The 26,525-nt window shown below is 64.6% G+C and carries 21 protein-coding genes; 10 read left to right on the top strand and 11 right to left on the bottom strand.

Annotated elements, in window-relative coordinates:
- Nucleotides 1–157 precede the first annotated feature (157 nt).
- Complete coding sequence (gene ppa, locus ACE2AA_RS12745) at nt 158–685, top strand: inorganic diphosphatase (RefSeq protein WP_395370026.1); 528 nt, start codon at nt 158–160, stop codon at nt 683–685.
- A 39-nt stretch (nt 686–724) separates the two neighbouring features.
- Here ppa and ACE2AA_RS12740 read toward each other — a convergent pair whose 3' ends face one another.
- The 7 genes from ACE2AA_RS12740 to ACE2AA_RS12710 all read right to left on the bottom strand — a co-directional run bounded on the left by ACE2AA_RS12740 (nt 725) and on the right by ACE2AA_RS12710 (nt 12,177).
- Entirely contained in the window at nt 725–1,981 is a 1,257-nt protein-coding gene (locus ACE2AA_RS12740) for a glycosyltransferase (RefSeq protein WP_141261813.1), read from the bottom strand.
- 106 nt (nt 1,982–2,087) lie between these two features.
- Nucleotides 2,088–3,188 carry a hypothetical protein gene (locus tag ACE2AA_RS12735; protein ID WP_395370024.1) on the bottom strand — a complete coding sequence of 367 codons (1,101 nt, stop codon included), beginning with the start codon at nt 3,186–3,188 and terminating at the stop codon, nt 2,088–2,090.
- Nucleotides 3,189–3,269: 81 nt separating this feature from the next.
- Nucleotides 3,270–6,221 carry a glycosyltransferase gene (locus ACE2AA_RS12730; protein ID WP_395370023.1) on the bottom strand — a complete coding sequence of 984 codons (2,952 nt, stop codon included), beginning with the start codon at nt 6,219–6,221 and terminating at the stop codon, nt 3,270–3,272.
- Nucleotides 6,208–7,995, bottom strand: a complete 1,788-nt coding sequence (locus tag ACE2AA_RS12725) for a tetratricopeptide repeat protein (protein ID WP_395370021.1) — start codon at nt 7,993–7,995, stop codon at nt 6,208–6,210. The genes ACE2AA_RS12730 and ACE2AA_RS12725 overlap by 14 nt, the downstream gene beginning before the upstream one ends.
- Before the next feature lie 13 nt (nt 7,996–8,008).
- The gene (locus tag ACE2AA_RS12720) at nt 8,009–9,454 is read right to left on the bottom strand and encodes an HlyD family type I secretion periplasmic adaptor subunit (protein ID WP_395370019.1); all 1,446 of its coding nucleotides are present in this window, start codon (nt 9,452–9,454) and stop codon (nt 8,009–8,011) included.
- Entirely contained in the window at nt 9,451–11,703 is a 2,253-nt protein-coding gene (locus ACE2AA_RS12715; RefSeq protein WP_395370017.1) for a peptidase domain-containing ABC transporter, read from the bottom strand. Before ACE2AA_RS12715 ends, ACE2AA_RS12720 begins: the two co-directional genes overlap by 4 nt.
- A gap of 87 nt (nt 11,704–11,790) precedes the next feature.
- The gene (locus tag ACE2AA_RS12710; protein WP_395370016.1) at nt 11,791–12,177 is read right to left on the bottom strand and encodes a hypothetical protein; all 387 of its coding nucleotides are present in this window, start codon (nt 12,175–12,177) and stop codon (nt 11,791–11,793) included.
- Nucleotides 12,178–12,363: 186 nt separating this feature from the next.
- Between ACE2AA_RS12710 and metH the strand changes: the two genes are divergently transcribed.
- From metH to ybaK, 6 genes are all read left to right on the top strand, one after another.
- Nucleotides 12,364–15,873, top strand: coding sequence for a methionine synthase (gene metH / locus ACE2AA_RS12705; RefSeq protein WP_141261766.1), 3,510 nt, complete (start codon nt 12,364–12,366; stop codon nt 15,871–15,873).
- 67 nt (nt 15,874–15,940) lie between these two features.
- Complete coding sequence (locus ACE2AA_RS12700; protein WP_395370014.1) at nt 15,941–16,354, top strand: phosphoribosyl-ATP pyrophosphatase; 414 nt, start codon at nt 15,941–15,943, stop codon at nt 16,352–16,354.
- 165 nt (nt 16,355–16,519) lie between these two features.
- Entirely contained in the window at nt 16,520–17,044 is a 525-nt protein-coding gene (locus ACE2AA_RS12695; RefSeq protein ID WP_141301836.1) for a CvpA family protein, read from the top strand.
- Between the two features lie 51 nt (nt 17,045–17,095).
- The gene (gene purF / locus ACE2AA_RS12690) at nt 17,096–18,610 is read left to right on the top strand and encodes an amidophosphoribosyltransferase (RefSeq protein ID WP_141261763.1); all 1,515 of its coding nucleotides are present in this window, start codon (nt 17,096–17,098) and stop codon (nt 18,608–18,610) included.
- Entirely contained in the window at nt 18,607–19,344 is a 738-nt protein-coding gene (locus tag ACE2AA_RS12685) for an SDR family NAD(P)-dependent oxidoreductase (RefSeq protein ID WP_141261762.1), read from the top strand. The genes purF and ACE2AA_RS12685 overlap by 4 nt, the downstream gene beginning before the upstream one ends.
- 113 nt (nt 19,345–19,457) lie before the next feature.
- Nucleotides 19,458–19,931, top strand: coding sequence for a Cys-tRNA(Pro) deacylase (gene ybaK / locus ACE2AA_RS12680; protein WP_395370011.1), 474 nt, complete (start codon nt 19,458–19,460; stop codon nt 19,929–19,931).
- A gap of 117 nt (nt 19,932–20,048) precedes the next feature.
- Here ybaK and ACE2AA_RS12675 read toward each other — a convergent pair whose 3' ends face one another.
- The 4 genes from ACE2AA_RS12675 to xseA form a co-directional block, all read right to left on the bottom strand.
- The gene (locus tag ACE2AA_RS12675; protein ID WP_141261812.1) at nt 20,049–20,768 is read right to left on the bottom strand and encodes an OmpH family outer membrane protein; all 720 of its coding nucleotides are present in this window, start codon (nt 20,766–20,768) and stop codon (nt 20,049–20,051) included.
- Nucleotides 20,769–20,895: 127 nt separating this feature from the next.
- Nucleotides 20,896–21,303, bottom strand: coding sequence for a DNA-binding protein (locus ACE2AA_RS12670; RefSeq protein ID WP_141261811.1), 408 nt, complete (start codon nt 21,301–21,303; stop codon nt 20,896–20,898).
- Nucleotides 21,304–21,463: 160 nt separating this feature from the next.
- Nucleotides 21,464–21,820, bottom strand: a complete 357-nt coding sequence (locus ACE2AA_RS12665) for a hypothetical protein (RefSeq protein ID WP_395372207.1) — start codon at nt 21,818–21,820, stop codon at nt 21,464–21,466.
- Between the two features lie 47 nt (nt 21,821–21,867).
- The gene (gene xseA / locus ACE2AA_RS12660; protein WP_141261760.1) at nt 21,868–23,328 is read right to left on the bottom strand and encodes an exodeoxyribonuclease VII large subunit; all 1,461 of its coding nucleotides are present in this window, start codon (nt 23,326–23,328) and stop codon (nt 21,868–21,870) included.
- A gap of 66 nt (nt 23,329–23,394) precedes the next feature.
- Between xseA and purD the strand changes: the two genes are divergently transcribed.
- The 3 genes from purD to ACE2AA_RS12645 all read left to right on the top strand — a co-directional run bounded on the left by purD (nt 23,395) and on the right by ACE2AA_RS12645 (nt 26,523).
- A complete protein-coding gene (gene purD, locus ACE2AA_RS12655; protein ID WP_395372206.1) occupies nt 23,395–24,675 on the top strand; it encodes a phosphoribosylamine--glycine ligase in 1,281 nt (426 codons plus the stop codon).
- Between the two features lie 118 nt (nt 24,676–24,793).
- Nucleotides 24,794–26,185 carry an MFS transporter gene (locus ACE2AA_RS12650; protein ID WP_395370009.1) on the top strand — a complete coding sequence of 464 codons (1,392 nt, stop codon included), beginning with the start codon at nt 24,794–24,796 and terminating at the stop codon, nt 26,183–26,185.
- Nucleotides 26,186–26,379: 194 nt separating this feature from the next.
- A complete protein-coding gene (locus ACE2AA_RS12645) occupies nt 26,380–26,523 on the top strand; it encodes a hypothetical protein (protein WP_154670677.1) in 144 nt (47 codons plus the stop codon).
- The last annotated feature ends 2 nt before the right edge of the window (nt 26,524–26,525 follow it).

Raw genomic sequence — 26,525 nt, 5'->3', positions numbered from 1 at the left:
CAACTTCATGATCTGGCTCATGGTTGGACATCCTGCCACGGAACATGACTTGCACAGGAAACGGTGGGAGATATACCGTCATCCCCCGTTAATTCATGCCGCAACACCCCGGGGCGGCCCTTAACGCACATACAGGCAGCAGGAGGCCTGAACAGCAATGGACGTATCGAAGATTTCCCCCGGCAAGGACGTACCCAACGACATCAACGTCGTGATCGAGATCCCGCAGGGTTCAGGCGTCAAGTACGAGATCGACAAGGACAGCGGCGCGCTGGTCGTGGACCGCATCCTGTTCACGCCCATGGTCTATCCCGCAGCCTATGGCTTCATTCCCAACACGCTGGCCGCCGATGGCGACCCGACCGATGCGCTGGTGCTGATGCCCGCAGCCGTCGTGCCGGGTGTCGTGGTGCGTGCGCGCCCCATTGGCGTGCTACGCATGGAAGACGAAAGCGGGCAGGATGAAAAGATCATCTGCGTGCCGCATGACAAGGTGCATCCCTACTACTCCAGGGTGGAGAAGCTGGAAGACCTGCCCGAGATCGTGCTGAAGGAAATCGAGCATTTCTTCACCCGCTACAAGGATCTGGAAAAGGGCAAGTGGGTCAAGGTCGCAGGCTGGGCCGACAAGAAGGTCGCCGGCGAAGTGATCCTTGAATCCGTCAAAGCCGTAGCTGGCAAGTAAGCCACGCCCTGCTGTCCGCCGGGCCATGCGGCCCGGAGGTCACGCAACGGCATCGGTCAGCGCGGCGTGGGCCATGCCTCCCGCAAGCTGACCGATCAGCCGGTGATAGCGCGCCATGTAGGCGTGCATGTCCAGCATGCGTTCCGCCTGTGTGCGGACATTGGCCCGCAGCCTGTGCGCCAGACGCCTGTCTTCCAGCAGTTCCAGCACGCCTTCGGCAATCCGCCGGGGTTCAAGGAACGGCACCAGCCGCGCCGTCCTGCCATCACGCAGGAATTCCTCGACTGGCGGCGTCCGGCTTCCCACGATGGCGCAGCCACACGCCATTGCTTCACGCAGCGACCATGACGCCACGAACGGATATGTCAGGTAGACATGCGCATCCGATCGCTGCAGCAGGCGGCAGAAATCACCGTAACCGACCTTTCCCGCAAAATGGACGCGCCCCGCATCCAGCGTGGAGCCCAGTTCCGCCAGCATATGCTGCCGCCAGGTCCGGCCATCCGGCGCGCGACCGCCGTAGCTTACGCCATCGCCGCCGACCATGATCACCCGTACGTCGCCGCGTTGGCGCAGGATATGTGGCAGGGCGCGCATGAATACGTGAAACCCGCGATATGGCTCCAGATCACGGGCAATATAGGTGACCAGCTTTTCATCCGTGCCCACATGGATGTCCCCCAGTGCGAATGGCTGCGTGGCTGCCTGCGGGTCGGGGGCGCATCGATCCAGATCCACTCCTTCAGGCAGGAGCGTTATGCGCGCGCGCGCCCAGTCGGGATAGGTGTCGCGCTGGAAGCGGGTGGGGGAATGCCCCCAGCCTGAACCGGCAAGGGCCAGCAGGTTCAGCGTATTGCGTGCCCGGACCAGGGGGGCAACGCCAGCGGCGGGGGCGAATTCCGGGTCAAAGCCCACATCCAGGCCGGTAGGGTGGTAGAAGAATTCGTAATATCCCAGCATCGGCACATCGGGATAGACATCGGCCAGTTCCAGCATCTCGCCCCAGCCATGGTGGCCGATGATGATGTCGGGCACGTAACCCAGCCCCCGCAACGTTCGGGCCGCCCGCGCCACCTCGGCCGCGCGCTGCATGGCGCGGGCCAGTTCGGCCACCGGGGCCGGGGCCGCCATCCGCACGGGTGGCGGCAGGCGATAGGATACCCGCCGCACGCCGGGCATGTGCCCCTGTCCCGTTTCACTTATGAAAACGATTTCATTCCCGCCCCGCGTCCGCAGGTCACGCAGCAGATGCACGAACTGGGCGGGAAAATTCTGGTGCACGAACAGGTATTTCATCCCCTGTCGCCCCGATTGTTCCTCCGGCACGCCGGCTGTTTCCAGAACCAGACCGTTCGGGCCGGGCATGGTGGAAGGGCACTACGTGCTGGCAGGTCACAAATGTTCACGACCCCACCATTGTGCGTGACTGTCGCCCCACCTTGCGGCGCCGGTCGCGCGGCGGGGCGGCGGATGCGGATGCGGGTGCTGCGGCATGCTTTTCGGGCCTGCGGTGCCACCATGGCACGGACTGGCCAGACTTGTTTTCGGGTGTTTCGGACTGATGCGCCGGCACACGCGCGGGCGGGGTGCGCCTGCCCCGCCGCACGCGGGGGACGGGCGATGGCGCCGGTTCGTCATGTGGAACGGTCGCCTGCAATGCGTCTTCCGCCCCGCCATCGGGACATGAGGATGGCGGCGGAACAGCCTGCCGGGGCAGGATTTCAATCCGGAAGGCTTCCAGTGGCGCATGCGAAGGCGCCATGACCGGCGCGTCCTCCTGCGGGCCAAGACGGGTACCATCGGTAAAGCAGGCTTCGATATGGCATGTAAACCGCCGCGCGGCGTCCCCCTTCAGCCGGGCCCGCAGGCCCAGCAGGGGCAGCGCCATGCCCCGGCTGCCGCAATAGGCTCCACCGTCCACCCATGGCGAAAACCAGTCTTCGCCCAGAATGGCCTGATACTCCATGTCACCTGCGGCAAGGCCGGAAGCGGGCTGGATGGCAAACCCTTCCAGCCACTGCCCGCTGCCACCCTTGCCCAACCACGTCCCGAGCGGGGCGCTGATATCACCCCGGCCCTGAATATGGGCGATCATGCTGCCTGCATCGATTCCCCCGGCGTCCACCGCCGCTGGTGGCGGGGCGGCGACTGCCGCGTCCACTGCCTGTGGGCCGGACAGCCTGACCACCTGCAATCCCGGCAGGGCAGCCCCATCATGCGCCGGATCACGATAGGTGGTGACCAGCACCCCGCCGCCGCCATCAGGCATGCGGACCAGGGCCGCCCCACCCTGCGCCCCCATCCAGCCATCCGCATCGAATGCACTGACCTTGACCCCGGCCATGCCGGGTGGCGCGGTCACGCGCATGCCCGACAGAGGGCTGAACCCGGCACCTGCGGGGGCTGAGGCATGGAAAATGCAATACGTGCCACCTTCCAGCCGCATAAGCTGCGCGCTGGCCTGTATGTCACCTGCCCGCGGGGCAGTTCCTGCGGTCCCCATTACCGGCATCCCGCCACGAAAAGGCACAACACCGCACGCACATGGGCTGGGACAATAACGATCAAGACGGGCCTCTTTCGCTTAAATCAATGGATGGACGCTGGCCATGGCGGGATGCCCGGCCCGGGCATAAGACAGCAAAAACGTATTCAATTGGTGAACGGGCAGCCCCAGCGGCAGACATGTCCCCCGCCCCGTTGCGCGGATGCGGGTCGCGACGGCACCAAGGTCAAATGCCACGCAGCGCAGTCCTGCACGCCAGAGCTGGGTCAGGGTGAAGCACCATGTCTCGGGACAGATGGAGGGCACGAACCCCACATCCCCCGCCGCCCCACGCAGCAGGGACACCGCTTCCTCCCCCTCATACCGTCCGGTAATGAACACGCGCCCGGTTTCCAGCAGGGCCGCGTCATCGGACGTATGGCCCACCACGATGAATTCCAGCGGCAGGTCCCGCGCCTGCGCGTCCCGTGCAGCCGCAAGCATGATCCCATGCCCCTTGTCCGGTCCGATGCCGCCTGCCACCACGACACGGCACCGATCATTACGCGGCGGCAGGCCGATTGCGGGCCGGTCCGCGCAGGCTGCAGCGAACTGGCGCAGGGACAGGCCGGGACTGTCATGTTCCAGCGCGGATATTTCATACGGAACATCCGGGACGTAACGCGCCAGCCTGCTGGCCACATCCGCCGACGGCACGATCACGCGCCGCGCCCCGGCAAGTTCACACGCCGTAATGCTGCGCAGGCGGTCCACATCCGTCTCATCCACCAGTGAACCCAGCGCATCGACACAGGCCCGGCACCCCGCCACATCCGGCTCCCCGCAATAACGCCCCGCAGGCCCCACCAGCGTAATACGCGGGCAGATCCCGGCATAATCATGCACATGCCGGTCATATGGCACGTCCAGTCGCGCACACAGGTCACGCACCCGCGCACCATGGCCCAGATGGTGGTGTACCTCGACCAGACGCAGACCAACTGCCCGCAACAGCGCCACCAGCGCGTCCCCCTGTGCCGGCCATGCAAAATGCAGCGCGGGACACGGGCTGGCCTGCCTGCCGTCACGCAGCAAGAACCCATCCGCCGCCGGTTCCAGCACAAGCGGGCTGCAACCCGCCTTCCCCCATTCCCGCACGCGATGGGCGACCACGCGGGCTACGCCCCCCGTCCCGGCATGGGTTACCAGCAGGACCGCACCATCCCCCCCCATCTGGCGCGCGGCACGATGCCACACCAGAAGCGACAGGCGCTGGCGTGCCGCCGCCAGCGGGTCCGCCGCGATATGCGCCTGCACCAGTGCGTCATAACCGGGAAACAGCCGGTTCAGTATCCACAGGTTACGCTGCTGCAGCGCCCTGCGCTGCGCCCCGAACGACACACCGCCCACATGCCCCACGAATACGCCCGCCGCCACCCGGTGCCGCCAGCCCGCCAGCCGGGCGCGCATGGAAAAATCATTTTCCTCCCCATATCCCCGGCCATAGAATTCGGGGCGGAACAGGCCGGTCTGGCGCAGGCAGTCATGACGGACCAGCATGCAGAAACCATGCGCGGTGGGGATTTCCACATCCTGCCCCCCATTGGCGTGCAGGCTGGCCGCCATAATCCGGTGGACCGTCTCCATGTCACAGGGCCAGGGCGCCTCCGGCTCGGGCCATGTCAGGATGGAGGCATCATTGGACAGGGGAGAGACCGTGCCCGTATCAATCCGCATGTAAGCCACGCGCAGCATTTCATCCAGCCAGCCAGGAGCCAGCAGCGTGTCGCTGTTCAGCAGCACGACATCCATGCCATCCGCGTCGGACAGGGCGGTATTGACCGCTGCCGGATACCCCAGATTGGCATCATGCCGACGCAGGCTGATCCGTCCCGCCTCCGCCAGATCATCCAGCGCCAATGCCAGCGCCGGCTCCGGCGTCGCATCGTCCACCACCATGATTTCCGTGACTGTGCCATCAGACCGCCGGGCCAGCGTGTCAAACACGCTGTTCAGGCAGGCCAGCGTACGCACCCGATTGGCATAGACCGGGATCACCACCCGGCAGCGCGCCGCACGCGGGGGCATATGGGCGGGGATGCGCACCCGTCGCCGCATGGTGGGAAACACCTGCCGCGCCCGTGGCAGGCACACCGGCAGCGGGGCACCAGTCAGTTGCCGCCCATCAGGCAAGGCGACATGCACCATACCCTGTGGCGCAAGATCGGCCCACGCCATGCCAAAGCCCCATACCGGCGCGCCTGGACCAGCAATATCGTCCCCCCCTGCCCCCCACTGCCGCGACAGGACAGGGGAACGCCTGCCATAGGCATCATCGGATACGGACAGCACGGGGGGGTGATCAGGCTGCGCGGGCATGAAGGCCCAGCCTGTCATGCCCTGAGCATCGGGCATGACAGCCCCTGTTACATGCAACAGTTCCGCCCGGTCCGGCCGTGCGCCCAGCAGGGGTATGCCGTCATACTGCACCACGATATCATGGGCCTGCCGCCAGTACCGAGGCAGTGTCACGCACAGCCCGTCATGCTGTCGGGGCGTCCATACCTGCCCATCCAGTATCACATCCGGCGCACAGCCATCGGGCAGCCCGCCCCAGTGCAGAACGCCATCAGGCTCCAGCGCACACCAGCCACGCAACGTCATACGCTGGCATACCAGTCCCGCCGGAATGCGCAGGGCCGGGTCAAAGCCGTAACAGGTAAAAAAACGCCCCAGGAGACGGGCCGCCTGTGTCCAGGCGCGCGCCACGCAATGGGCCAGCACCTGCAGGCGCAGGCCCGCGCGGAATTCCCCCGTCGCCATGACCGTTTCAACCGCGTCGGCCGCGCCAGTCCCGTCACCGGCACCCAGACGGGCTGCGGCCAACGCGTACAGCACGCCCCTGTCCGCCGGAGCCAGACGGGCCGCACGTTCCATCCACGCCAGCGCCAGCCCATGCTGCCCCTGTTCAGCCAGATGACGCGCATGCCGCATGGCATCCACGACATCCGCACCCGGTCCGGCCGCCACGCCCGCTTCACGTTGGGGCATGTTCATCCGTACGGGTCATATGGTCCAGTTCATCACGTGCGGCACGCACGCCTCCTGCCGCCGCCTGTTCCAGCCAGTACCGGGCACGCACACGGTCCACGGAGCCAGCCAGCCCCCTTGCCAGATACCGACCCAGCATGAGCTGCGACAGGGCATTGCCCCCTTCGGCACCCTGCGTGAACCAGTGCAGCGCCTGTGCCCGGTCCGGCGGCAGGTCATGGCCGCCGCCATACATGGCGCCAAGGGAAAACATGGCATCGGCCCGACCCGATCGTGCCGCACGATGGTACAGCGCCAGCGCGCCCGCATGGTCACGCGGACCACCCCGCCCTTCCAGCCGCAACTGCGCGGCCGCCACGCAGGCCTCGGCCAGTCCATGTTCGGCGGCACGTTCCAGCCAGAGACGGGCGTGGACCGCGTCCGCCGCCACCCCGTCCCCATCCAGCAGCATGCGTCCATACCAGTATTCGGCATTGACCACGCCCGCATGGGCGGCCCGTTCCATCCACGACGCGGCCTGTACCGGATCCGTCACGCCCCCCACCCCGTCATGCAGGCAGACCGCAAGGTTGAAAGCCGCAACCGGGTCCCCCGCCTGTGCCGCGGACATGAAATCGGGCAGTGGCAGACCGGTGACGGAATGCATTTCCTGTCCCTGCGCCACCAGTGATGCAGCCAGGTCGGTCATGGCCGCGACATCACCCAGTTCGGCCGCCCGCGCCAGCCAGTGACGGGCCTGATCAGGATCGGCCGCCGCGCCGCGACCGTGCATGTAAAGCAGCGCCAGCATGCGACAGGCCACTGCATGATCCTGTTCCGCCGCCCGGCGGTACCAGATCATGGCTTCATGATCGCCGGGCAGGGCTGCTTCCCCACGCGCATGCAGGTCCCCCAGCAGGGCCGCCGCCTCCCGATCACCTGCAAGGGCGGCACGGCGCAGCCATGTCTCGGCTGTCATGGCGTTGCGCGGCCTGCTGCCTATATCCTCCAGCAGCAACGCGCCATAACGCGCCTGTGCGGGGCGCACGCCCTGTACCGCGGCACGGGCATACCACTGTTCAGCCTGCGTCCGGTCCAGCGACAGGCCCCAGCCCCGTTCATGCAGCAGACCCAGCATGTACTGCGCGGTTGGCAATCCGCTATCCGCTGCACGGATCAGGGCCGCCACCGCGTCAGGATCGGTTCCCGGCAACTGGTCCGATGCCGAAAAATGGGTCACCGCCAGCCCAAGGTCCCCCTGTGGGCAACCGGCCCGTGCCGCGCGTTCACACCACATCCGCGCGGCCTGCGGGTCGCGCACGGATTCCGGGCCGGTCGCCAGCAGGTAACCATACAGGGCCTGCGCGTCCGCCAGCCCTGCCTGCGCCGCCTGCCGCGCCCAGCCGGTTGCGGCTTCAGGGTCAGGCCAGCGGTCGATGCCTTCGGGCAACGCCATGGGCAGCAGACCATCAGCCCCCCTGTGATCTCCCCCGTGGCCCGGTGGATCAACCAGCAGCATCAGGGCAAGGGAAAAGCAGGCCTCCACATGCCCCGCGCACGCGGCCCTATGCATCCAGCGCACGCCCTCGAGCGGGCTGCGCGGAACGCCGCTGCCATCAAGGTAGGCACGCGCCACCTGATATTGCGCGACTACCATGCCCCCACGCGCAAGACGCCCCAGAAGGGCGAACCCCTGCGCCGAACGCCCTTCGTGTTCCAGCAGGCGGCACGCATGGCGGAAACGGGCCGCGGGCGTGATCCCCCCCAGCAGGCCAGACAGAAATTTGCGCACCAACGCTGTCCCCCGATCAGGGTTCGCGCATGCCGTCGGTCACGGCAGGCAGGAGGCGGTTGAGCAGGTACTGCATGATGGTGCGACGCCCGACATGGATATCCGCCTCGACCGGCATACCCGGCTGGGGCCGGAAGAAGGGCGGCACCCCATGCAGGGTGTACCGGTCGATGGACAGGCGCACACGGTAATAGGCATTCATCGTGTCGCCCGTATCACCACCCTGTTCGGCGCTGGCGCCGGGCTTTGCACCAGATGTGGTAAAGGAATCCGGACTTATGACACGTACTGTCGCATCCCCCCCGCCATACTGGGTGTAGGGGAAGGCTGCGAATTTCAGCAGTGCCGGGTCCCCCGCCCGCACGTAACCCGCATCCACCCCGCGCAACGTGGCCACCATGTCCAGATGGCTGCCTGCTGGCACCAGCGTCAGCAGCGGGGTCGCCGCCTGAATGACCGAACCGGCGGACAGGTGCGCGATGCTCAGTACCACCGCGTCCCGGTCGGCACGCATGACGATCAGGTCATGATGCAGCACCGCCTTGCTGTAACTGTCATCGGCATCCGCCAGACGATGCTGGGCCAGGGCAAGGTCCTGATATACCGTGGCGTGCCAGTTGCTGGCATATCCGTCGCGCTGGGCCTTCATGGCCTCCAGCCGGGCGCGGGTGCTGTCGGCGGAATGGCGGGCGGACACCTGTGAGCGTGTCACCTCCATAAGCGTATCCTGCGCCGCCAGTGTGGACAGCCGACTGCCCACCTGTTCATGCTGCAGGCGCACGCGCATGTCCTGTACATCACGTGCGACACGGGCGCGGGCGGCATACATTGCCGCACTGGCCTCATACCCCTGCAGTTCACTTTCCAGTCCGGCAACCTGCCGGTCGTAATTGGACATCTGGGCGGTATATTCCGCCTGACGGCGCAGGTAGGCGGCGGCTTCCTGCACGGATGCGGGATCGTTCATGTCCGCCGTGTAGGGACGCCCTTCGGCTTCGGCCGTGCGGCGGGCGACCTCCGCCCGGTAGGCCGCGACCTGGCGGCGCATGTTGGTGACATCCGCATCTGTTACCGTGGGGTCCAGCCGGGCCAGCACCTGCCCCTTGTGTACGGTATCACCCTCATGCACCTCCACCATGCGGATGATGGAGGTTTCCAGCGGCTGCAGCACCATCGTGTCGTCAAACGGCGTCAGGCGGCCATTCACGCTGACCACCCGGTCCAGCGGGAAAAACGTCATGACCAGCAGCCCCGCCCCGGCCAATGCCGCAACCAGCCAGATGACATAGCGTGCCGCATCGGACGGCGGCATCTCGATCAGTGCAGCGGATGGGGAATAGAACGCCAGCAGCGCAGGGGGCAGGTCAGTGGGAATATCCGCCGTGGGTGGCGGCAGGACCGACAGCATGCCGGATTCTTCCGCCGCCTCGGACGTGGGAGGCACAAGGTCATGACCACTCATGCCGCGTCCCCATGCATATGGGGGACGGCAGGCGGCCCATCGCCATCATTCATGCCATCGGGATGGTTCTGCTGCATCCACAGCGTGCGGTAGATGGTACAGCGTGCCAGCAGTTCGTCATGCGTGCCGATATCGACCACCTGCCCATGGTCCATGACACAGATCTGATGGCACGCCACCAGCGAGGCAAGACGGTGCGAGACGATCACCATCGTGCGTCCCCGCGCAAGGTGACGCAGGTTGGCGTTGACCACCGCCTCGCTTTCCGGGTCAAGGGCGGAGGTTGCTTCATCAAGGATCATGAGCCTGGGGTCGGAGATCACGGCGCGCGCAATGGCAAGGCGCTGGCGCTGGCCGCCCGATATGTTGGTGGACCCTTCCTCGATCCATGTATCGAAGCCCGCGGGCATGCGTTCGATGAATTCTTCCGCCCCCGCAAGGCGCGCGGCCCGCACCACGTCTTCCAGCGTCAGGCCGGGGCGGCCTGCGATGATGTTGTCGCGGATGGTGCCGCGAAACAGGAAATTGTCCTGCAGCACCACCCCGCAGGACCGGCGCAGGTAGGTCAGGTTGATTTCACGCAGGTCGATGCCATCCAGCCGCAGGTGACCGGTATAGCTGCGGCTGACACCCTGCAGCAGGCGCGTGATGGTGGACTTGCCCGACCCGCTGCGCCCGACCAGCCCCAGCATGGTGCCCGCGGGCACGCTGAACGTGACACCCGACAGCGCGGGCGCGGGCGCACCGGGATAGGTGAAGCACACATCCGAAAACGCCAGCGCGCCATGGATGGGCGGACGCAGGCCGGTGGTCAGCGCCCGGGTTTCGGTCGGACGGTTGAGGACGGACCCCGCTTCCGCCAGCGCGCTGCGCACTTCATTCAGGTCGTCAATCAGCCGCGCCATGCCCACCAGCGGGGCCGCAACCCGGCCACCCAGCATGGTGAATGCCATCAGCGCCCCGGCCTCCATCCCTGAAGTGGTCGAGGTAATGGCCAGATACGCCCCGATCAGGATGATGCCGCGATTGATGAACAGGTCCAGCGGCATGACCGCCGTCGCGACACAGTTGCCCATGCGCCCCGCATCAAGGGACGCGGCCACCACATCAGCGGTCTTTTCGTCCCAGACTTCGCGCCGCACGGGTTCCAATGCCAGCGTCTTGATGGTGCGGATACCGGCCACCGTTTCATACAGCGCGCCGCTGCGCTCCATCTCGGCGCGGACCTGCCGGCCCATAAGCCGCGCCACGGCAGGCATGGCCAGCAGGATGACCACCCCGATCAGTCCGGCCGCAACCACCGTCAGGCAGGCCAGCGTGGCGCTGAGCCAGAACAGGAAGGGCATGACGACCAGCAGGGTGAACATGTCAAGGAACGTACCCAGCAGCCGCCCGGTCATGAACTGCCGGACCTTGTAGATCGCGCTGACGCGGCCGATCACGTTGCCCGCCTGTTCGCGTTCGAAGAATTCCAGCGGCAGGGCCAGCAGGCGGTCGAACACCGCCAGCGATATGCGCGTATCCAGCCGCGTGGTCAGTACCAGCGTGATCTCGCGCCGGGCATAGGTCAGCAGGATTTCATAAAACGACATCACCCCCACCAGCCCGGTCAGGGAAACCAGCGTGGACATGGAATGGAAGTTCACCACCCGGTCAATGACCTGCATGACAATCAGCGGCGGGAAGATCGCCAGCACGCTTATGACCATGGAGGCGATAATCACGTCGCGCAGCAGCTGGCGTTCCCCCAGCACCATGCGCCGCAGCCATGCGAAGTTGATGGCGTCTTCCCTGCGTGCGCCGTCCTGCCCGCCGCGCACCAGCAGCACGTCGCCACTCCACACGCTCTCCAGCCGTAGTTCGTCCACCGCCACGGGGGATGTGTCAGGACTGGCGAAGGGATCAGCCAGCCAGACCACGCCACGGGCCGCGTCCGCCCCCACCATCAGTCCCGCCGACCCGTCCGTGAACATCAGGACAACCGGCGGCACGTCACGCAGGCGCACGACCTCGCGCCATTGCAGGCGCATGCCCCGTGCGCTGCCGCCATTTTCCTCCACCCAGCGCGCAAGGGCGGGAATGGTGGGCACGGACTGACCGGCCTCGCCGGCAAAATCACGCACGTCAAGGTCAATGCCGTGGAAACGGGCCGCGCGCAGCACCGCCTGCAGGCGGATCAGTTCCGGTGCGTGCCGGGTATCCGCCTGTCCATGTGCGTCCGGGTCCGCTGATTGGTCTGGATGGCCCACGGCACCCCTTTTGCTCTACACGCTCTGTCCATTCACGCGGTCCAGACTAGGAGCAGAAAGCAAAGGGTTCCTTAACAGGACTATTTTTCAGGCCGAATCCGGATGCGGGGGCTGCATGGCAAAGCGCGCATTGACCACGACATCCCCCAAGAGTGCTGCCCGCCAGGCCGTTTCCTGCCCTTCGGGTGGCAGCACGGCAACGCGGTCGAACCATTTCAGGTCGCCCGTGGCACGCCTGCGGACAACATCACCCAGCACCGCTGCAAGCCCCCCGCCGCGCCCCGTGCAGCACACGCATCCCCTTGCATGCGTGAACGGCGATGCGGCAGGCTGGTCCACCGTGATGACACCGGCCCATGCAGCCCCCGACACGGATGCATGCGCATGATCCACCACCAGCAAGGTGTCGGCGCGCGGATGGGGGATTGCGGGGCGGGTCAGGAATTCCAGCACGATACGCCCGTCACGGGTCATGGCATTCTCCATTTATCCATACGGGCCTGCGGGTATGCTCCATCTGGGGCAATGGCGCTGGACACTGGCGGGAAGTTAAGGGAATAAAGGGCACCGGACATAACTTTATGCAAGACAGTTACCGGACACCCGACGGCACAATGCCATCGCCCGCCGTGTCCCCTTTCATGAGACATCAGGATAACAATGACCACTCGTCCCCATCTTCTCGATGCCCTTCGCGATCAGGTCCTGCTGTGTGACGGCGGCATGGGTTCGCGCGTACAGCTTCTGGACCTTGAGGTCGAGCGCGATTACTGGGGGCAGGAAAACTGCACCGAAATCCTGAACCTGTCCCGGCCTGAACTGGTGCGCGAAATTCACCGCGGGTATTTCGAGGCCGGGGCCGATATGGTGGAAACCAACAGCTTTGGCGGCTCGCCCATAACACTGGCGGAATTCGGGCTGGCGGACCGCGCGCGTGAAATCAACCGCACGGCCGCCCATCTGGCGCGTGAAGCTGCCGAGACCTTTGCCGATGGCCGCCACCGCTACGTTGTCGGCTCCATCGGGCCGGGGACCAAGCTGCCTTCGCTGGGCAATATCGATTACGACACGCTGGAAGCGGGCCTGGCCGAGCAGTGCCGTGGCCTGATCGAAGGGGGTGTTGACTGCTTCCTGATCGAGACATGCCAGGACACGCTGCAGATCAAGGCCGCCGTGAATGGCGCCAAGATCGCGCGCGCCGAGATGGGCGTGGATACCCCCATTTTCGTGCAGGTCACGGTGGAAACCACCGGCACGCTGCTGGTCGGCCCCGACATTGCCGCCGCCGCCACGGTCATCAACGCGCTGGACGTGCCGCTTATGGGCCTGAACTGCGCCACCGGCCCGCAGGAAATGGCGGAACATGTGCGCTGGCTGTCCGAAAACTGGCCGGGCCTGATCTCGGTCCAGCCCAATGCGGGCCTGCCCGAACTGGTCAATGGCACGACGCACTATCCGCTGACACCTGCCGAAATGGCAAGCTGGGTCGAGCGTTTCATTACCGAGGACGGGCTGAACCTGATTGGCGGGTGCTGTGGCACCTCCACGCCGCATACGCAGGCCCTGGACCAGATGCTGCGCAAGCGCGCCGAGGGCACGGGCCGCATCCGTCCCGCCCCCGTGCCGCGCAAGCCGGTATGGATCCCGTCGGTCGCCAGCCTGTACTCACAGGTGCCGCTGCGGCAGGAAAACAGCTATTTCTCGATTGGCGAGCGCTGCAACGCCAACGGATCGAAAAAATGGCGGCAGCTGCAGGAAGCCGGCGACTGGGATGGCTGCGTGGCACTGGGCCGCGAACAGGTGGCCGAAGGCTCCAACGCACTTGATATCTGCACCGCCTTCGTGGGCCGTGACGAAATGAAGGAAATGAACGCGGTGGTCACCCGCTTCACGTCCTCGGTCAACGCGCCGCTGGTGATCGATTCCACCGAAACCCCGGTGATCGAGGCGGCGCTGAAGCTGCATGGCGGCAAGCCGATCATCAACTCCATCAATTTCGAGGATGGGGAGGCAATCGCCACCGAACGCATGCTGCTGGCACGCAAGTTTGGCGCATCGGTCATTGCGCTGACCATTGATGAAGTGGGCATGGCCAAGACTGCGGAAGACAAGCTGCGCATCGCGACAAGGCTGGTTGAATTCGCATGCGAAAAGCACGGTCTGCCGCAATCCGACCTGATGATCGACCCGCTGACATTCACCATCGGCACCGGCACGGAAGATGACCGCAAGCTTGGCGAATGGACGCTGGAGGGCATCCGCCTGATCCGCGAACGCTTCCCCGATATCCAGATCGTGCTGGGGCTGTCCAACATATCGTTCGGCCTGAATCCAGCGGCGCGCGCGGTGCTGAACTCCGTCTTCCTTGACCACGCGGTGCGCGCGGGCATGACGGCGGCGATCGTGCATGTGTCGAAAATCCGCCCGCTGCACCTGATTGCGGCCGAGGAAGTGAAGGTCGCCGAAGACCTGATTTTCGACCGCCGCGCCGAAGGCTATGACCCGCTGCAGCGCATGCTGGAAATCTTTGCCGACCGCAAGGCCGCGGACGCAGTAAAGAAGGCCCGGGCCGAAACCGCGCCCGAACGCCTGAAGGACCGCATTGTCGATGGCGACCGCAAGGGGCTGGAAGACGACCTTGCCGAAGCCATGCAGGACATGGCGCCGCTCGACATCATCAACACCGTGCTGCTGGATGGCATGAAGGTGGTGGGCGAACTGTTTGGCGCAGGCAAGATGCAGCTGCCATTCGTACTCCAGTCAGCCGAGACGATGAAGGCCGCCGTTGCATGGCTTGAACCCCACATGGAACGCACCGAAGGGCAGGCCCGTGGCACCATGGTGCTGGCCACCGTAAAGGGCGACGTGCATGACATCGGCAAGAACCTTGTCGACATCATCCTGACCAATAACGGTTACCGGGTCATCAACCTGGGCATCAAGGTGCCGGTGGCCGACATGATCGCGGCCGCGCGTGAGCACAGGGCCGATGCGATCGGCATGTCCGGCCTGCTGGTCAAGTCTACCGTCATCATGCGCGAAAACCTTGAGGAAATGCACCGTCAGGGCATTGACGCCCCGGTCATGCTGGGTGGGGCGGCGCTGACGCGCAATTACGTGGAAGAGGACTGCACCGCGGCCTATGGCGAAGGCGGGCGTGTCGCGTACGCACGTGACGCGTTCGATGGCCTGTCGCTTATGGACAAGGTGGTGCAGGGTGAGTTCGATACCTACCTTGCCGCCATCCAGTCCCGCCGCGCGGGCAAGGCCACGCGCGCCAACCGCACGCAGGATATCGAAGCCGCCGAAACCCGTGGCTTCGGCCCCGTGGACAAGGTTGCAGCCCGCGCGCGACGCGAAAAACTGACAGCGGACGAACCCGTGCTGACCCCGCCCTTCTGGGGGCCGCGCGTGCTGGAAGCAACGCCGGAGGCAGTGCTGCCGTTCCTTAATGAACGTTCGCTGTACCAGTTCCAGTGGGGTTTCCGTAAACAGGGTCGTTCGCTGGATGATTTCATGGTCTGGGCACGCAGGGAACTGCGCCCGGTGCTGCGCCAGATGCTGACCCTGTGCGCGGATCAGGACATCCTGCACCCGCGCGCCAGCTACGGCTACTGGAAGGCGGCAGGCGAGGGCAATGACCTCGTGCTGTTTGGCGAGGACGGCACGAATGAGGTCGCCCGCTTCACCCTGCCCCGCCAGCCACGCGCGGACGGGGCCTGCATTGCCGACTTCGTGCGCGACATTGACGATGCACAGCGCGATGTGATCGGCCTGCAGGTCGTGACCGTAGGACAGAATGCATCGGACCGCGCGCGTGAATGGTTCGAGGCGAACCGTTACAAGGATTACCTCTACCTGCATGGCCTGTCGGTGGAAATGGCGGAAGCCATGGCGGAATACACCCACAAGCGCATGCGCGCCGAAATGGGGTTCGCCGCCGAGGACGACCGCGACATGGCGAAACTGCTGCAGCAGGGCTACCGGGGGTCACGTTATTCCTTCGGCTATCCCGCCTGCCCCCGGCTGGAGGAACAGGAGCCGATCCTGAAGCTGCTGGATGCGGAAAAAATCGGTGTATCCCTGACCGATGGCTTCCAGCTGCACCCCGAACAGTCCACTTCGGCGCTGGTGATTTTCAACCCGCACGCGAAGTATTTCTCGATCTGAAAAACGCATCGGGGCCATCCGGCGGGACTTGTTGACCGGTGGGCGAAATAATGTCCATCATCATGCCATGTCCCGTTCCCGCCCCACGCCTTCCCCGCCATCAGACCGGCCCGGCGCCGACCATGCGCTTGGCCGGTTGCAGGCGCGTCTGGACGCGGCCCGCACCCCTGATGGCAGGCCCCGCAATACCCGTGTCACGCGCGAGGCCGGTCGGGCCTTCACCTGTGCTGCCGAACAGTGCGTGATGGATCTCATGACCCATGACCGTACGGGCCTGATCGCACACAGCGCCGATGTCCTGACCCACCTGCTGGAAATCTGGGCCGCCGATAGCATCGATCCCGAGGATGTGTGGACCGAACTCGACCGCCGCACCCGCATGGGCAACCTGCTGCTGGCGCTGAACATGACCGAACGCACATCCATATCCACCGCCGCGCGCAGACGGCCATGGAAAATCCGTACCACCAAGCTGCCCTGACCCCCCTGTACGGGTACGAAATCGAAACGGACCATTTTTGGCCTATGCGTTACCGCATGCCGGTGGCATAAGCTGGCCGCAGGCGGAACAGCAGGAAATGTCGCGATAGATGGACCAGGTCCATGCCTGTTACCTGCCGGCGGGCACTCCCCCGGTCCGGCACGCATGAACTGGATTGACGCAACAGGCATCGCCATTGTCGCCCTGTCGGCTGTGGTGGGTGCGGTCCGCGGCTTTTCACGCGAAGTACTGGGCCTTGCCGCCTGGGTCATGGCCATCATCATGGCCGTGGCGTGGTATGGCGCGCTCATGCCCTATGCCACGCAATGGATCAGCAACCATACGCTGGCAGCCCTTGCGTCCTTTGCCGTGCTGTTCCTTGTACTCCTTGTCATTTTCACCACGACTGCCCATCTGTCAGGGCAGGCGGTACAGGGGTCCATCCTGTCGGGGATCGACCGTATGCTGGGCCTGATATTCGGGCTGGGGCGCGGGTATGTCTGCCTTGTACTGCTGTACGCGGGCATCACCGCCCTCATCCCCGCAGCCGAATGGCCCGATGTCATGCGATCGAGCCGTATCGTTCCCCTGATTGGCGACAGTGTGACGTATCTGAACGCCTATACGCCCGATAACTTTCACGCGCACCTTGCGCAACCCGCCGGGACGCGGCATGACGCGCCCATCTGAACCTTCTGTCGGTACCCCCCGCACCCGTCCGTCAAGGAAAGATTGCTGACCATGTCCCGCACTACCTTCCATGCTGTTTCCGGCGATCCCACAACACAGCACGAACGCGATGATATAGCTGCCCAGTGGCGGCATGATGATGACAAGCCGCATGAGGAATGCGGGGTTTTTGGCGTATGGGACACCAAGGATGCTTCCGCCCTGACCGCCCTTGGTCTGCACGCGCTGCAGCATCGCGGGCAGGAAGCCAGCGGCATCGTGTCCTTTGATGGCGAACGCTTCCACACCCACAAGGGACTTGGGCTGGTTGGCGAGGTATTTGGCGATGCCCGCGTCATGGCCACCCTGCCGGGCAACTGCGCGGTGGGCCACAACCGTTACGCCACAACGGGGGCAACGCTGATCCGCAATGTGCAGCCGCTGTTTGCCGATTTTGAATTCGGTGGGCTGGCGGTGGCCCATAACGGCAACCTGACCAATGCCGAAACCCTGCGCAAGGCGCTGGTGCGCCGGGGCTGCATCTTCCAGTCCACTACGGATAGCGAGGTATTCATTCACCTGATCGCCATCTCGCTCTATTCCAACGTGGTGGATCGTCTGATCGATGCGCTCAAGCAGGTGCTGGGGGCGTATTCCCTGATCGTGCTGTCGCGCAATGAACTGATTGGCGTGCGCGACCCGCTGGGCGTGCGTCCGCTGATTCTTGGCCGCCTGCGGGAAGAAGACGGCTCGGAAGGCAAATGGGTTCTGGCCAGCGAGACCTGCGCGCTGGACATCGTGGGGGCGGAATTCGTGCGCGACGTGGAACCAGGCGAGATCGTGATCATCAACGATGATGGCATCCGTTCCCTCAAGCCGTTCGACAGCAAGCAGTCGCGCTTCTGCGTGTTTGAATACATCTATTTCGCCCGGCCCGATTCCGTCATGGATGGCAAGGCCGTGTATGACACCCGTAAACAGATTGGCGTGGAACTGGCGCGTGAAAGCGCGGTCGAGGCAGACGTGATCGTGCCGGTACCCGATTCCGGCGTGCCATCAGCCATGGGGTTCGCCGCCGAAAGCGGTATCCCGTTCGAACTGGGCATCATCCGTAACCATTACGTGGGCCGCACCTTCATCGAACCGACCGACCAGATCCGCAATCTGGGCGTGAAGATGAAACATTCCACCAACCGTCCCGTGCTGGATGGCAAGCGTGTGGTGCTGGTGGATGATTCCATCGTGCGCGGCACCACGTCGCGCAAGATCGTGGACATGGTGCGCGCGGCGGGGGCCAAGGAAGTGCATATGCGCATCTCCTCCCCGCCGACCACGCATTCATGTTTTTACGGTATCGACACGCCCGAGCGCAGCCAGCTTCTTGCCGCCCAGCACAATGTCGCGGAAATGGCCAAGCTGATCGGCGTGGACAGCCTTGCCTTCATCTCGTTCGACGGGCTGTACCGCGCACTGGGCTACAAGGACCGCAAGAGTGCGGCCAACCGCTACTGCGATGCCTGCTTTACCGGCGATTACCCGATTGAACTGGTGGATTACGAAGCCGAACACCACCCCGAACCTGCATGACGGGTTCGCTTACCGACCTCGTCGGGCGCATCACCCTGGTTACCGGCGCCAGCCGGGGCATCGGGCGGGCGGTTGCCGTGGCACTGGCACGGGCGGGCGCGCACTGCATCCTGACCGCACGCACGCAGGGTGGGCTGGAACAGACGGATGACCTGATCCGCCAGCATACGGGTCAGAACGCCACCCTGCTGCCGCTGGACCTGCTGGATGGCGAAAAGCTGGATACGCTTGGGCCTTCCATCGCCATGCAGTTCGGTAGGCTGGACTGCATGGTCCATTGCGCGGGGGAACTGGGCATGCTGTCCCCGCTGGCCCACATGCAGCCCGGTGACTGGGAACGGGCCATGCAGGCCGGACCCCGGACAACATGGCGGCTGATCCGCACGCTGGCCCCCCTGCTGGAACGCAGCCCCGCCGGGCGCGCCGTCTTCCTGACCGACAGCCATGGACAGACGCCCGCCCCTTTCTGGGGGCTGGTGGCCGCGACCCGCGCAGCGCAGGACGCCATTGTCAGGACATGGGTCAGTGAACTGCCACAGGGCAGCGCGCTGCGCATCAACCTGTTTGAACCTGGCATGGTCGCGACCCGGCTGCGCCGGCTGGCCATGCCGGCACTGGACATGGACAGCCTGACCCCGCCCGAGGCGGTAGCGCCCCGGATCGTCAGCCTGTGCCTGCCCGGTCCCCAGCCACAGGGGACTTATGTACATTTCGGTATTGAAACAGCCTATTGAAAAATAAAAGTTTTTGGGTTCCACCTGTTTTCAATAAGGCGGAAGTCTTTCGAAGCTTTTTGAAAAAGGCTTCACCAAAAACTTTTGTATGATTTCAGGGAAAAGGAAACCGTATGAGCAGGGCGACACCCGCCACGGCGGCACTGGAAAAGGCAGGCGTTACATTCAGCGTCATTGAATATGAATATGACCCCAATGCCGGACAGACGGGCAACCATGCCGCCGCATCAATCGGGGACGATCCCGCGCGGGTATTCAAGACCCTGATGGTGATGGTGGATGGACGCCCCGCCTGTGTTGTGGTGCCGGTCGCCGCCACCCTGAGCATGAAGAAGGTGGCTGCCGCATTTGGCGGCAAATCAGCCGAAATGATGCCACCCCCCGATGCCGAACGCAGCACGGGTTTCCGCGTAGGCGGGATCAGCCCGTTCGGCCAGCGCAAACGCGTGCGGACCGCCCTGGCGCAGGAAGCGCTGACACAGCCCTATGTTGTCATCAACGGAGGAAAACGGGGCTATCTGGTCCGGCTGGCGGCCACTGATGCCGTATTGGCAACCGGGGCGATCACAGCCGACCTGCTGGCCTGAAAATCATAAAGAAGTTTTTGGTGAAGCCTTTTTCAAAAATCTTCAAAAAGAATGCCGCCTTTTTGCAAAAGGCGGCACCCAAAAACTTTTACTACTCTTTAAATGACCGTCAGATGATCATTCGCCGCCGTTATCGGCGGGCTGGAACGGCATGACCGGGTATTTACCGCTCTTGGCGATTTCTTCAGGATCTTCCGTAGCACTGGGCAGGTACACCGATGGCAGCGCCTGATTCAGATAGGTCACGACCTGATCGCTGATATCAAGGCTGTTGTCATGCAGGGCGGCGGTGCCAGCCTGCAGCACCATGGTCATGCCACGGGCTGTGGCAATGGCGCTGACAATCTGCTGCATTTCACGCTGCACCTGGTTCAGGGCAACCTGCGCATCTTCTTCCAGAATCCGGTTCCGGTTACCGAATTTGGTACGGTCGGCATTCACACGCTTCTGCAGTTCCTGCTGCTGTTCCGGCGTGGGAGCCTTTCCTGCCTTGATGATGGACTGGCGCAGGGCCTGCAGTTGCCCGTCCTCGGCGCGGACGTCACGCACCAGCGCCTCGCGCCGGGTGCCCAGTTCGGTCTGCAGCTTCTGCACTGCCGTGGACTGCGCCATGATCTGCTGGGTATTGAAAATACCGATGACAGGCGCCACAGGCTTCGTGCCCGGGGGTAGCGGCTTGAATTCCGGCACGGGCGGCATGGGCAGTATGGGGGCCTGCTGCTGGCCGCCACCGGCATCCTGCGCCATGGCAAGGACAGGGATCAGGGCAAGTGCCGCCCCACAAACCGCGCCACATAGCCGCGCGTATCCGGTCCGGGCCATAATGCTGCTGCGCATACCTGTCATTATCCGATCCATTATTGTTCCGCTATCGTGGTTTCTGCGTAGCGGATCGTATGTCGAATGAACATACCCGCACAGCCCAAAAAACGCATTTTCCCGAAATGCGCCCCACGTCATACCCTTACAGCCGCCAGATCAGGGGCGTATGCGACAGGAAAATCAGGCACAGGCCGCCAAGAAACAGGACGCGGAACCCGCGATTGGCCCCTTTTTCCAGAAGTTCGTCACGGGTGAGTATCTGCATGAAGGAATCGGATATGCCGCCGCGTGCCTCTTCGGGCAGGGCGGCCAGCCTGCCGCGCCATTCGTTACGATGCCGTGCCTGTTCGGTATGGGAAATGTTGGCGCGGCGATAGAGGCTGTCCACGTATTCATCCAGATCCTCGATCCGGAACATGACCCCGCTCTTGTTGCGCATGGCGGCATGGGGCCCCGCATTCACAAGACGCAGGCTACGCAGCCGCAGCAGCGTGATGCCCACATACTCCGCTGCCTCGCGCAGCGACAGCATGCGCTTGAGGGGGAACATGTGTACCGTCGCCTGCGGGTCGCCTACGCTATCGGATGATGGGGGGAGGCTCATGATGTCCCAAAGGGTCAACCATCCATCCGGACCAAGTCAATCGGAATATGACGCCCGCCTGCCCGCCCGTGGTATATGACCCATGCAGCGTGTTGTGCCCCGGGCGCTAGCGGCAGACCCGCCGGCTGCCATCGGCGGCGATATAGGTACCGGTCTGCGCATCGAAACATGCATTGACGGCGCAACTGCTGGCCGTTGGGGTGATATCGGGGTGGATGGTGGCGCCAATGCTGTTCGCCTCCCTTGCCGCATGGCCACATAGCGGCGTATCCGCAGGTGCCGAAGGGTCATTGGTCAGGATGGTGCCCTGTGGGGGCGCCCCTTCCTCCCCCGTCAGGCCGGGAGCGAAATCCTGTGGGGGAATACGTCCCGGCGGCGTGGCCGCCTGTCCCGCGGCGGGACGGGGTGCGGGCCGGTGCGCCGCCTGTCCCGCGCACCCCGCCAGCAGCAGGGCGGCGCCCATGGCGCAGAATCGTATCGTTATCGTCATGTTTCGTGCCTGTATGTGCATTACAGATCCAGATGCCCCTGCTGCGTTTTTCCCGGACCGATGGGACGGGCCGCGACCTTGCCATCGGCAAAGGTCAGGGTCACCTGTGTCGCCCGGCGGGCCTGTGCCGCATGTGCCAGGGGTTTGCCCGCGCTGTCAGTCACCAGCACGTAACCACGTTCCAGCACGGCCTGCGGGGAAAGGGAGGCCAACTGCCCCGCCGCCCCGGCAAGGCGGCTGGTGCTGGCATGCAGCTGCGCCACCAGCATGGCGGGCGGTACACGCAGGCCACGCAATGTGGAAACGCGGCGATGCAGGAAACCGGCCATGGCCTGCCGGGATGCCGCGTCAACACGCGCAAGGTCCGCGCGGCGCAGGGCAAGGACCATCTGCGGCGCGGGCAGCCGGTCGGACGCATTACGCAGGCGGCTGCGCAACTGTTCCATCCGCGTTGGCAGCGCCAGATCCAGCCGGTAGGCCCGGTCATCCAGCCGCCGCCGGGCATTTTCCACCACGGCAGGCAGGTCCGGCAACCCCGCCGCCGCCCGGTCCAGACGTGCGCGCGCCAGTTGCAGCGTGCGCCCAAGTCCACCGCGCAGGCGCGCATCACGCTGCGCAAGGCCCGCCTCCAGTTCGGCACGCACCGGCACCGCCATTTCCGCCGCCGCCGTGGGCGTTGGCGCACGGCAGTCGGACACGAAATCGACCAGTGTCGTATCCGTTTCATGCCCCACGGCGGAAATCACCGGGATACGGCACGCCGCTACCGCACGCAGCACGGCTTCGTCATTGAACGCCATAAGGTCTTCCAGCGACCCACCGCCACGCGCAACGATCAGCACATCGGGACGAGGTACCGTACCGTCCCCCGTAATCGCGTCAAAACCCGTGATGGCACGGGCGATCTGTTCGGCCGCATCTTCCCCCTGCACCGCCACCGGCCAGACCAGGACGGGATGGGGAAAGCGGCGGGCAATGGTGGTACGGATATCATGCAGCACCGCGCCCTGTGGCGATGTGACCACCCCGATCACACGCGGCAGGAAGGGCAGTGGCTGCTTGCGGTCCGCATCGAACAGGCCCTCCGCCGCAAGGCGCAGGCGCAGGCGTTCGATCCGGGCCAGTAGCGCGCCCTCACCTGCATATTCCAGCCGGTCGATCACCATCTGGTAGGAAGACCGTTCGCCGTAGGAGGAAATCCGGCCCGTGGCGATGACCTCCACCCCGTTTTCCGGTTTCAGCCCCAGCCGCGGCACGGTCCCCCGCCACACGACGGAGGACAGCTTGCCCCCTTCGTCCTTGAGCGCGAAATACAGGTGCCCGGACCGGGCGCGCATGAATTCCGTGATTTCACCACGCACGCGAATACGGCCGAACGTGCCTTCAAGCACCCGGCGGATGGCCCCTGAAATCTCGGCGACCGAAAATTCCGGGGTATTGCCGCCCATGGCGCGGCCGGAGTCGGGAAACTGTTCATCCATCCGCGCAAGGTATGATAGAGACGGCCACCCCGAAAGGGGAGAGATGAAAAACGGGAGAAACGAGTGATGCGGGTGCTGCTGGTTGGATCAGGCGGACGAGAACATGCCATGGCCGCTGCCATTGCGCGGTCGCCATTGCTTGATGCCCTGTTCATTGCGCCGGGCAATCCGGGCACTGCGGCGCTGGGCACGAACTGCCCCGTCCGCGCCGATGACGTACCGGGACTGATTGCGCTGGCGCGGCGTGAGCGCATTGACCTGGTCGTGCCCGGCCCCGAAGCGCCACTGGTGGCGGGCATTGCCGATGCCTGCGCCAAAGCGGGCATTGCCTGCGCCGGTCCCACGCAGGCTGCCGCGGCACTGGAAGGCAGCAAGACCTTCACCAAGGAAGTCTGTGATGCAGCAGGCATTCCCACCGCGCGGTGGGAACGCTTTGACGCAGCCGGTCCCGCACTGGATTACGTGCGCCGTCATGGCGCGCCGGTCGTGGTGAAGGCCGATGGCCTTGCGGCAGGCAAGGGCGTGGTCGTGGCCCAGAGCGCGGCCGAGGCCGAGCAGGCGATTACCGACATGATGACCGACGGCACGCTGGGACAGGCGGGCCACAGCGTGGTGATCGAGGACTGCCTGATGGGGGATGAGGTCTCCCTGTTCGCCTTCTGCGCGGGGGAAACCGCCGTGCTGATCGGCGCGGCGCAGGACCACAAACGCATTGGCGATGGCGATACCGGCCCCAATACCGGCGGCATGGGCGCTGTTTCTCCCCCCACCGGGTTTGACCGTGCGCAGCAGGAAGCGGCGCTGGACCTGCTGGTGCGCCCCATGCTGCGTGAAATGGCGCGTCGCGGCACGCCGTTCACCGGCATCATTTTCGCAGGCATCATGCTGACCCGGACCGGCCCGCAACTGATCGAATACAATGTCCGCCTTGGCGACCCGGAAGCACAGGCCCTGCTGATCCGTCTGGAAAGCGACCTGCTGGCCGCCCTTGCCGCCGTGGCGAAGGGGCAACTGGAACAGACCGATATCCGCTTTTCCAACCAGTCGTCCATAAGCGTGGTCATGGCCGCGCGCGGCTATCCCGGCAAACCGATAACCGGCGGCGTGATCCGCAATATCGCAGCGGCCGAAGCCATGCCGGGCGTGCATGTATTCCAGGCGGGCACGAAGCAGGATGCGGCAGGCGAACTGGTGGCCGCAGGCGGTCGCGTGCTGGCGGTCTGCGCCACGGGGGACACATTGCGGCAGGCCCGCGACCGCGCGTATGAAGCCGTTCAGGTCATTGACTGGCCCGATGGCATCTACCGCCATGACATCGGCCAGCGCGCGCTCAACGCGCTGGGCTGACCTTAAATATCCTGCCGCACGGTCGTCCCCCGTATCCGCATGGATACCGGGGCATTGCGGCGCGACCACATGCCGTTACATTATCATAACAGATACTCCCGCCTGAAAAGCCGCTGCCATGCCCCCCCGATCGACCCCTGTCCTGACCGAAGGCGAAGGCCTGCATGGCGCGGCCCGCGGCCGCGCGGTAACCGCCGTGGCGCTGTCGGTTCTGCTGGCGTTGCTGGATTACGCCATCGCCAATGTCGCCCTGCCCACCATTGCGCAGGATATCCATGTCTCGCCCGCATCAGCAGTGTGGATCGTCAATTCCTACCAGCTGGCCAGCGTGGTCTCGCTGCTGCCCATGGCGGCGCTGGGTTCACGCATCGGCTTTGCGCGACTGTGCCAGATCGGCCTGGCCCTGCTGACGGTGGCATCACTGTTCTGCGCGCTGTCGCATTCGCTGCTCATGCTGTCACTGGCGCGCGCGGTACAGGGCGTGGGTGGCGCATGCATCATGAGTGTCAGCATCGCGCTGATCCGCTTCATCTATCCCCATGCCATCCTTGGTCGCGGCATTGCGCTGAATGGCGTGATGGTGGCGCTGGGCGTAGGCGGCGGGCCGACGGTAGCCTCCATCATCCTGACGGTCGCCACATGGCCATGGCTGTTCCTGATCAACATTCCGCTGGGGCTGACAGCCCTTGTGCTGGCGCTGGTTTCCCTGCCGCGCACGCCCCTCAGCGCGGGAACGTTTGACGGAATCAGCGCCCTGCTGAACGTACTGGCCTTCGGCGCGCTGATCATGGCGGGGGATTCGGTGGCGCACCATGCAGGCATGCCGCAGGTCATCGCACTATTGCTGACCGGGATTGCCGCGGGCTGGCTGCTGGTACGCCGCCAGCGCGGGCGGGCACACCCCATGTTCCCGGTGGACATGCTGCGTATTCCCGCCTTCCGCATGGGCACACTGGTCGGATTCGTGGCCTTTGTCTCCTCCAACCTGTTCATGATTTCCTTTCCGTTCACGCTGCAGTCGATGTTCCATTACCCGCCATCCATCGTAGGGCTGCTCATGACACCGTGGCCGGTCGGCATCATGGCCGTTGCCCCCGTCATAAGCCGACTGACAGACCGGGTACCGGCTGCCATCCTGTCATCAGTCGGGCTGTTCATGACCTCAATGGGGTTTCTGACGCTCTATTTCCTGCCACCCCACCCGGAATGGTACGACATTGCGTGGCGCATCACGATTGCGGGTATGGGGTTTGGTGTTTTCCAGCCCCCCAACAACCGCATCATGATGATTACCGCGCCACCAGGACGTTCGGGCGGTGCGTCGGGCATGGTGCAGATCGCGCGCCAGTGCGGGCAGGCCACCGGGGCCATGTGCGTGGCCATGGTCTTTGGCCTGATCGCGCATGACGCGGAACGCAGTTGCCTGGGATTCGGGTCGGCTGTCGCCTTTATCGGCATGCTGTGCAGCGCCAGCCGCCTTGTCTTCCGACCCCGCAGCAGCACAGCCTGAAAGCCATAACGCGCCAACCTGCGCAGGCTAAATGGCGGCATCTGTCCTGTTATCTTGATGGCCAAATGCCTGCACCCTGGCGGAGAAACGACGTCTGCTGCTCACAGGCGACAGACCCTATCTGCCCCCGCAACCATATATGCGGCCTGTATTTTACCAAGGCCGTGTACAGGCACACCGGATTCCGTGAAAACATGAACCGGCTGAACACTGTTCCGGTTTATGTGGTTCTTTTTACCCGGCTGAAAGGCAACATCGTGCAAACACAGGGCTGGCACATGCCTGAAAACGACCGGGACGACAATAACGCTGATCTGCACAATCCTTTCCGTCCCTGAAA

Origin of the sequence: Komagataeibacter diospyri (assembly GCF_043995075.1) — a bacterium.
GTDB classification, from domain to species: Bacteria; Pseudomonadota; Alphaproteobacteria; order Acetobacterales; family Acetobacteraceae; genus Komagataeibacter; species Komagataeibacter diospyri.
The sequence above is the reverse complement of the archived record's forward strand: the minus strand, read 5'-3'. Positions and strand labels throughout refer to the sequence as shown.

Coding starts and splice junctions, on each gene's coding strand:
- xseA (WP_141261760.1), bottom strand. CDS start 23,328: ATGGATGAACAGTTTCCCGACTCCGGCCGCGCCATGGGCGGCAATACC.
- ACE2AA_RS12670 (WP_141261811.1), bottom strand. CDS start 21,303: ATGTTCCCCCTCAAGCGCATGCTGTCGCTGCGCGAGGCAGCGGAGTAT.
- ACE2AA_RS12685 (WP_141261762.1), top strand. CDS start 18,607: ATGACGGGTTCGCTTACCGACCTCGTCGGGCGCATCACCCTGGTTACC.
- ybaK (WP_395370011.1), top strand. CDS start 19,458: ATGAGCAGGGCGACACCCGCCACGGCGGCACTGGAAAAGGCAGGCGTT.
- ACE2AA_RS12720 (WP_395370019.1), bottom strand. CDS start 9,454: ATGAGTGGTCATGACCTTGTGCCTCCCACGTCCGAGGCGGCGGAAGAA.
- ACE2AA_RS12730 (WP_395370023.1), bottom strand. CDS start 6,221: ATGCCCCAACGTGAAGCGGGCGTGGCGGCCGGACCGGGTGCGGATGTC.
- ACE2AA_RS12700 (WP_395370014.1), top strand. CDS start 15,941: ATGTCCCGTTCCCGCCCCACGCCTTCCCCGCCATCAGACCGGCCCGGC.
- ACE2AA_RS12650 (WP_395370009.1), top strand. CDS start 24,794: ATGCCCCCCCGATCGACCCCTGTCCTGACCGAAGGCGAAGGCCTGCAT.
- ppa (WP_395370026.1), top strand. CDS start 158: ATGGACGTATCGAAGATTTCCCCCGGCAAGGACGTACCCAACGACATC.
- ACE2AA_RS12735 (WP_395370024.1), bottom strand. CDS start 3,188: ATGGGGACCGCAGGAACTGCCCCGCGGGCAGGTGACATACAGGCCAGC.
- metH (WP_141261766.1), top strand. CDS start 12,364: ATGACCACTCGTCCCCATCTTCTCGATGCCCTTCGCGATCAGGTCCTG.
- purF (WP_141261763.1), top strand. CDS start 17,096: ATGTCCCGCACTACCTTCCATGCTGTTTCCGGCGATCCCACAACACAG.
- ACE2AA_RS12740 (WP_141261813.1), bottom strand. CDS start 1,981: ATGAAATACCTGTTCGTGCACCAGAATTTTCCCGCCCAGTTCGTGCAT.
- ACE2AA_RS12665 (WP_395372207.1), bottom strand. CDS start 21,820: ATGGGCGCCGCCCTGCTGCTGGCGGGGTGCGCGGGACAGGCGGCGCAC.
- purD (WP_395372206.1), top strand. CDS start 23,395: ATGCGGGTGCTGCTGGTTGGATCAGGCGGACGAGAACATGCCATGGCC.
- ACE2AA_RS12710 (WP_395370016.1), bottom strand. CDS start 12,177: ATGACCCGTGACGGGCGTATCGTGCTGGAATTCCTGACCCGCCCCGCA.
- ACE2AA_RS12695 (WP_141301836.1), top strand. CDS start 16,520: ATGAACTGGATTGACGCAACAGGCATCGCCATTGTCGCCCTGTCGGCT.
- ACE2AA_RS12675 (WP_141261812.1), bottom strand. CDS start 20,768: ATGCGCAGCAGCATTATGGCCCGGACCGGATACGCGCGGCTATGTGGC.
- ACE2AA_RS12645 (WP_154670677.1), top strand. CDS start 26,380: ATGAACCGGCTGAACACTGTTCCGGTTTATGTGGTTCTTTTTACCCGG.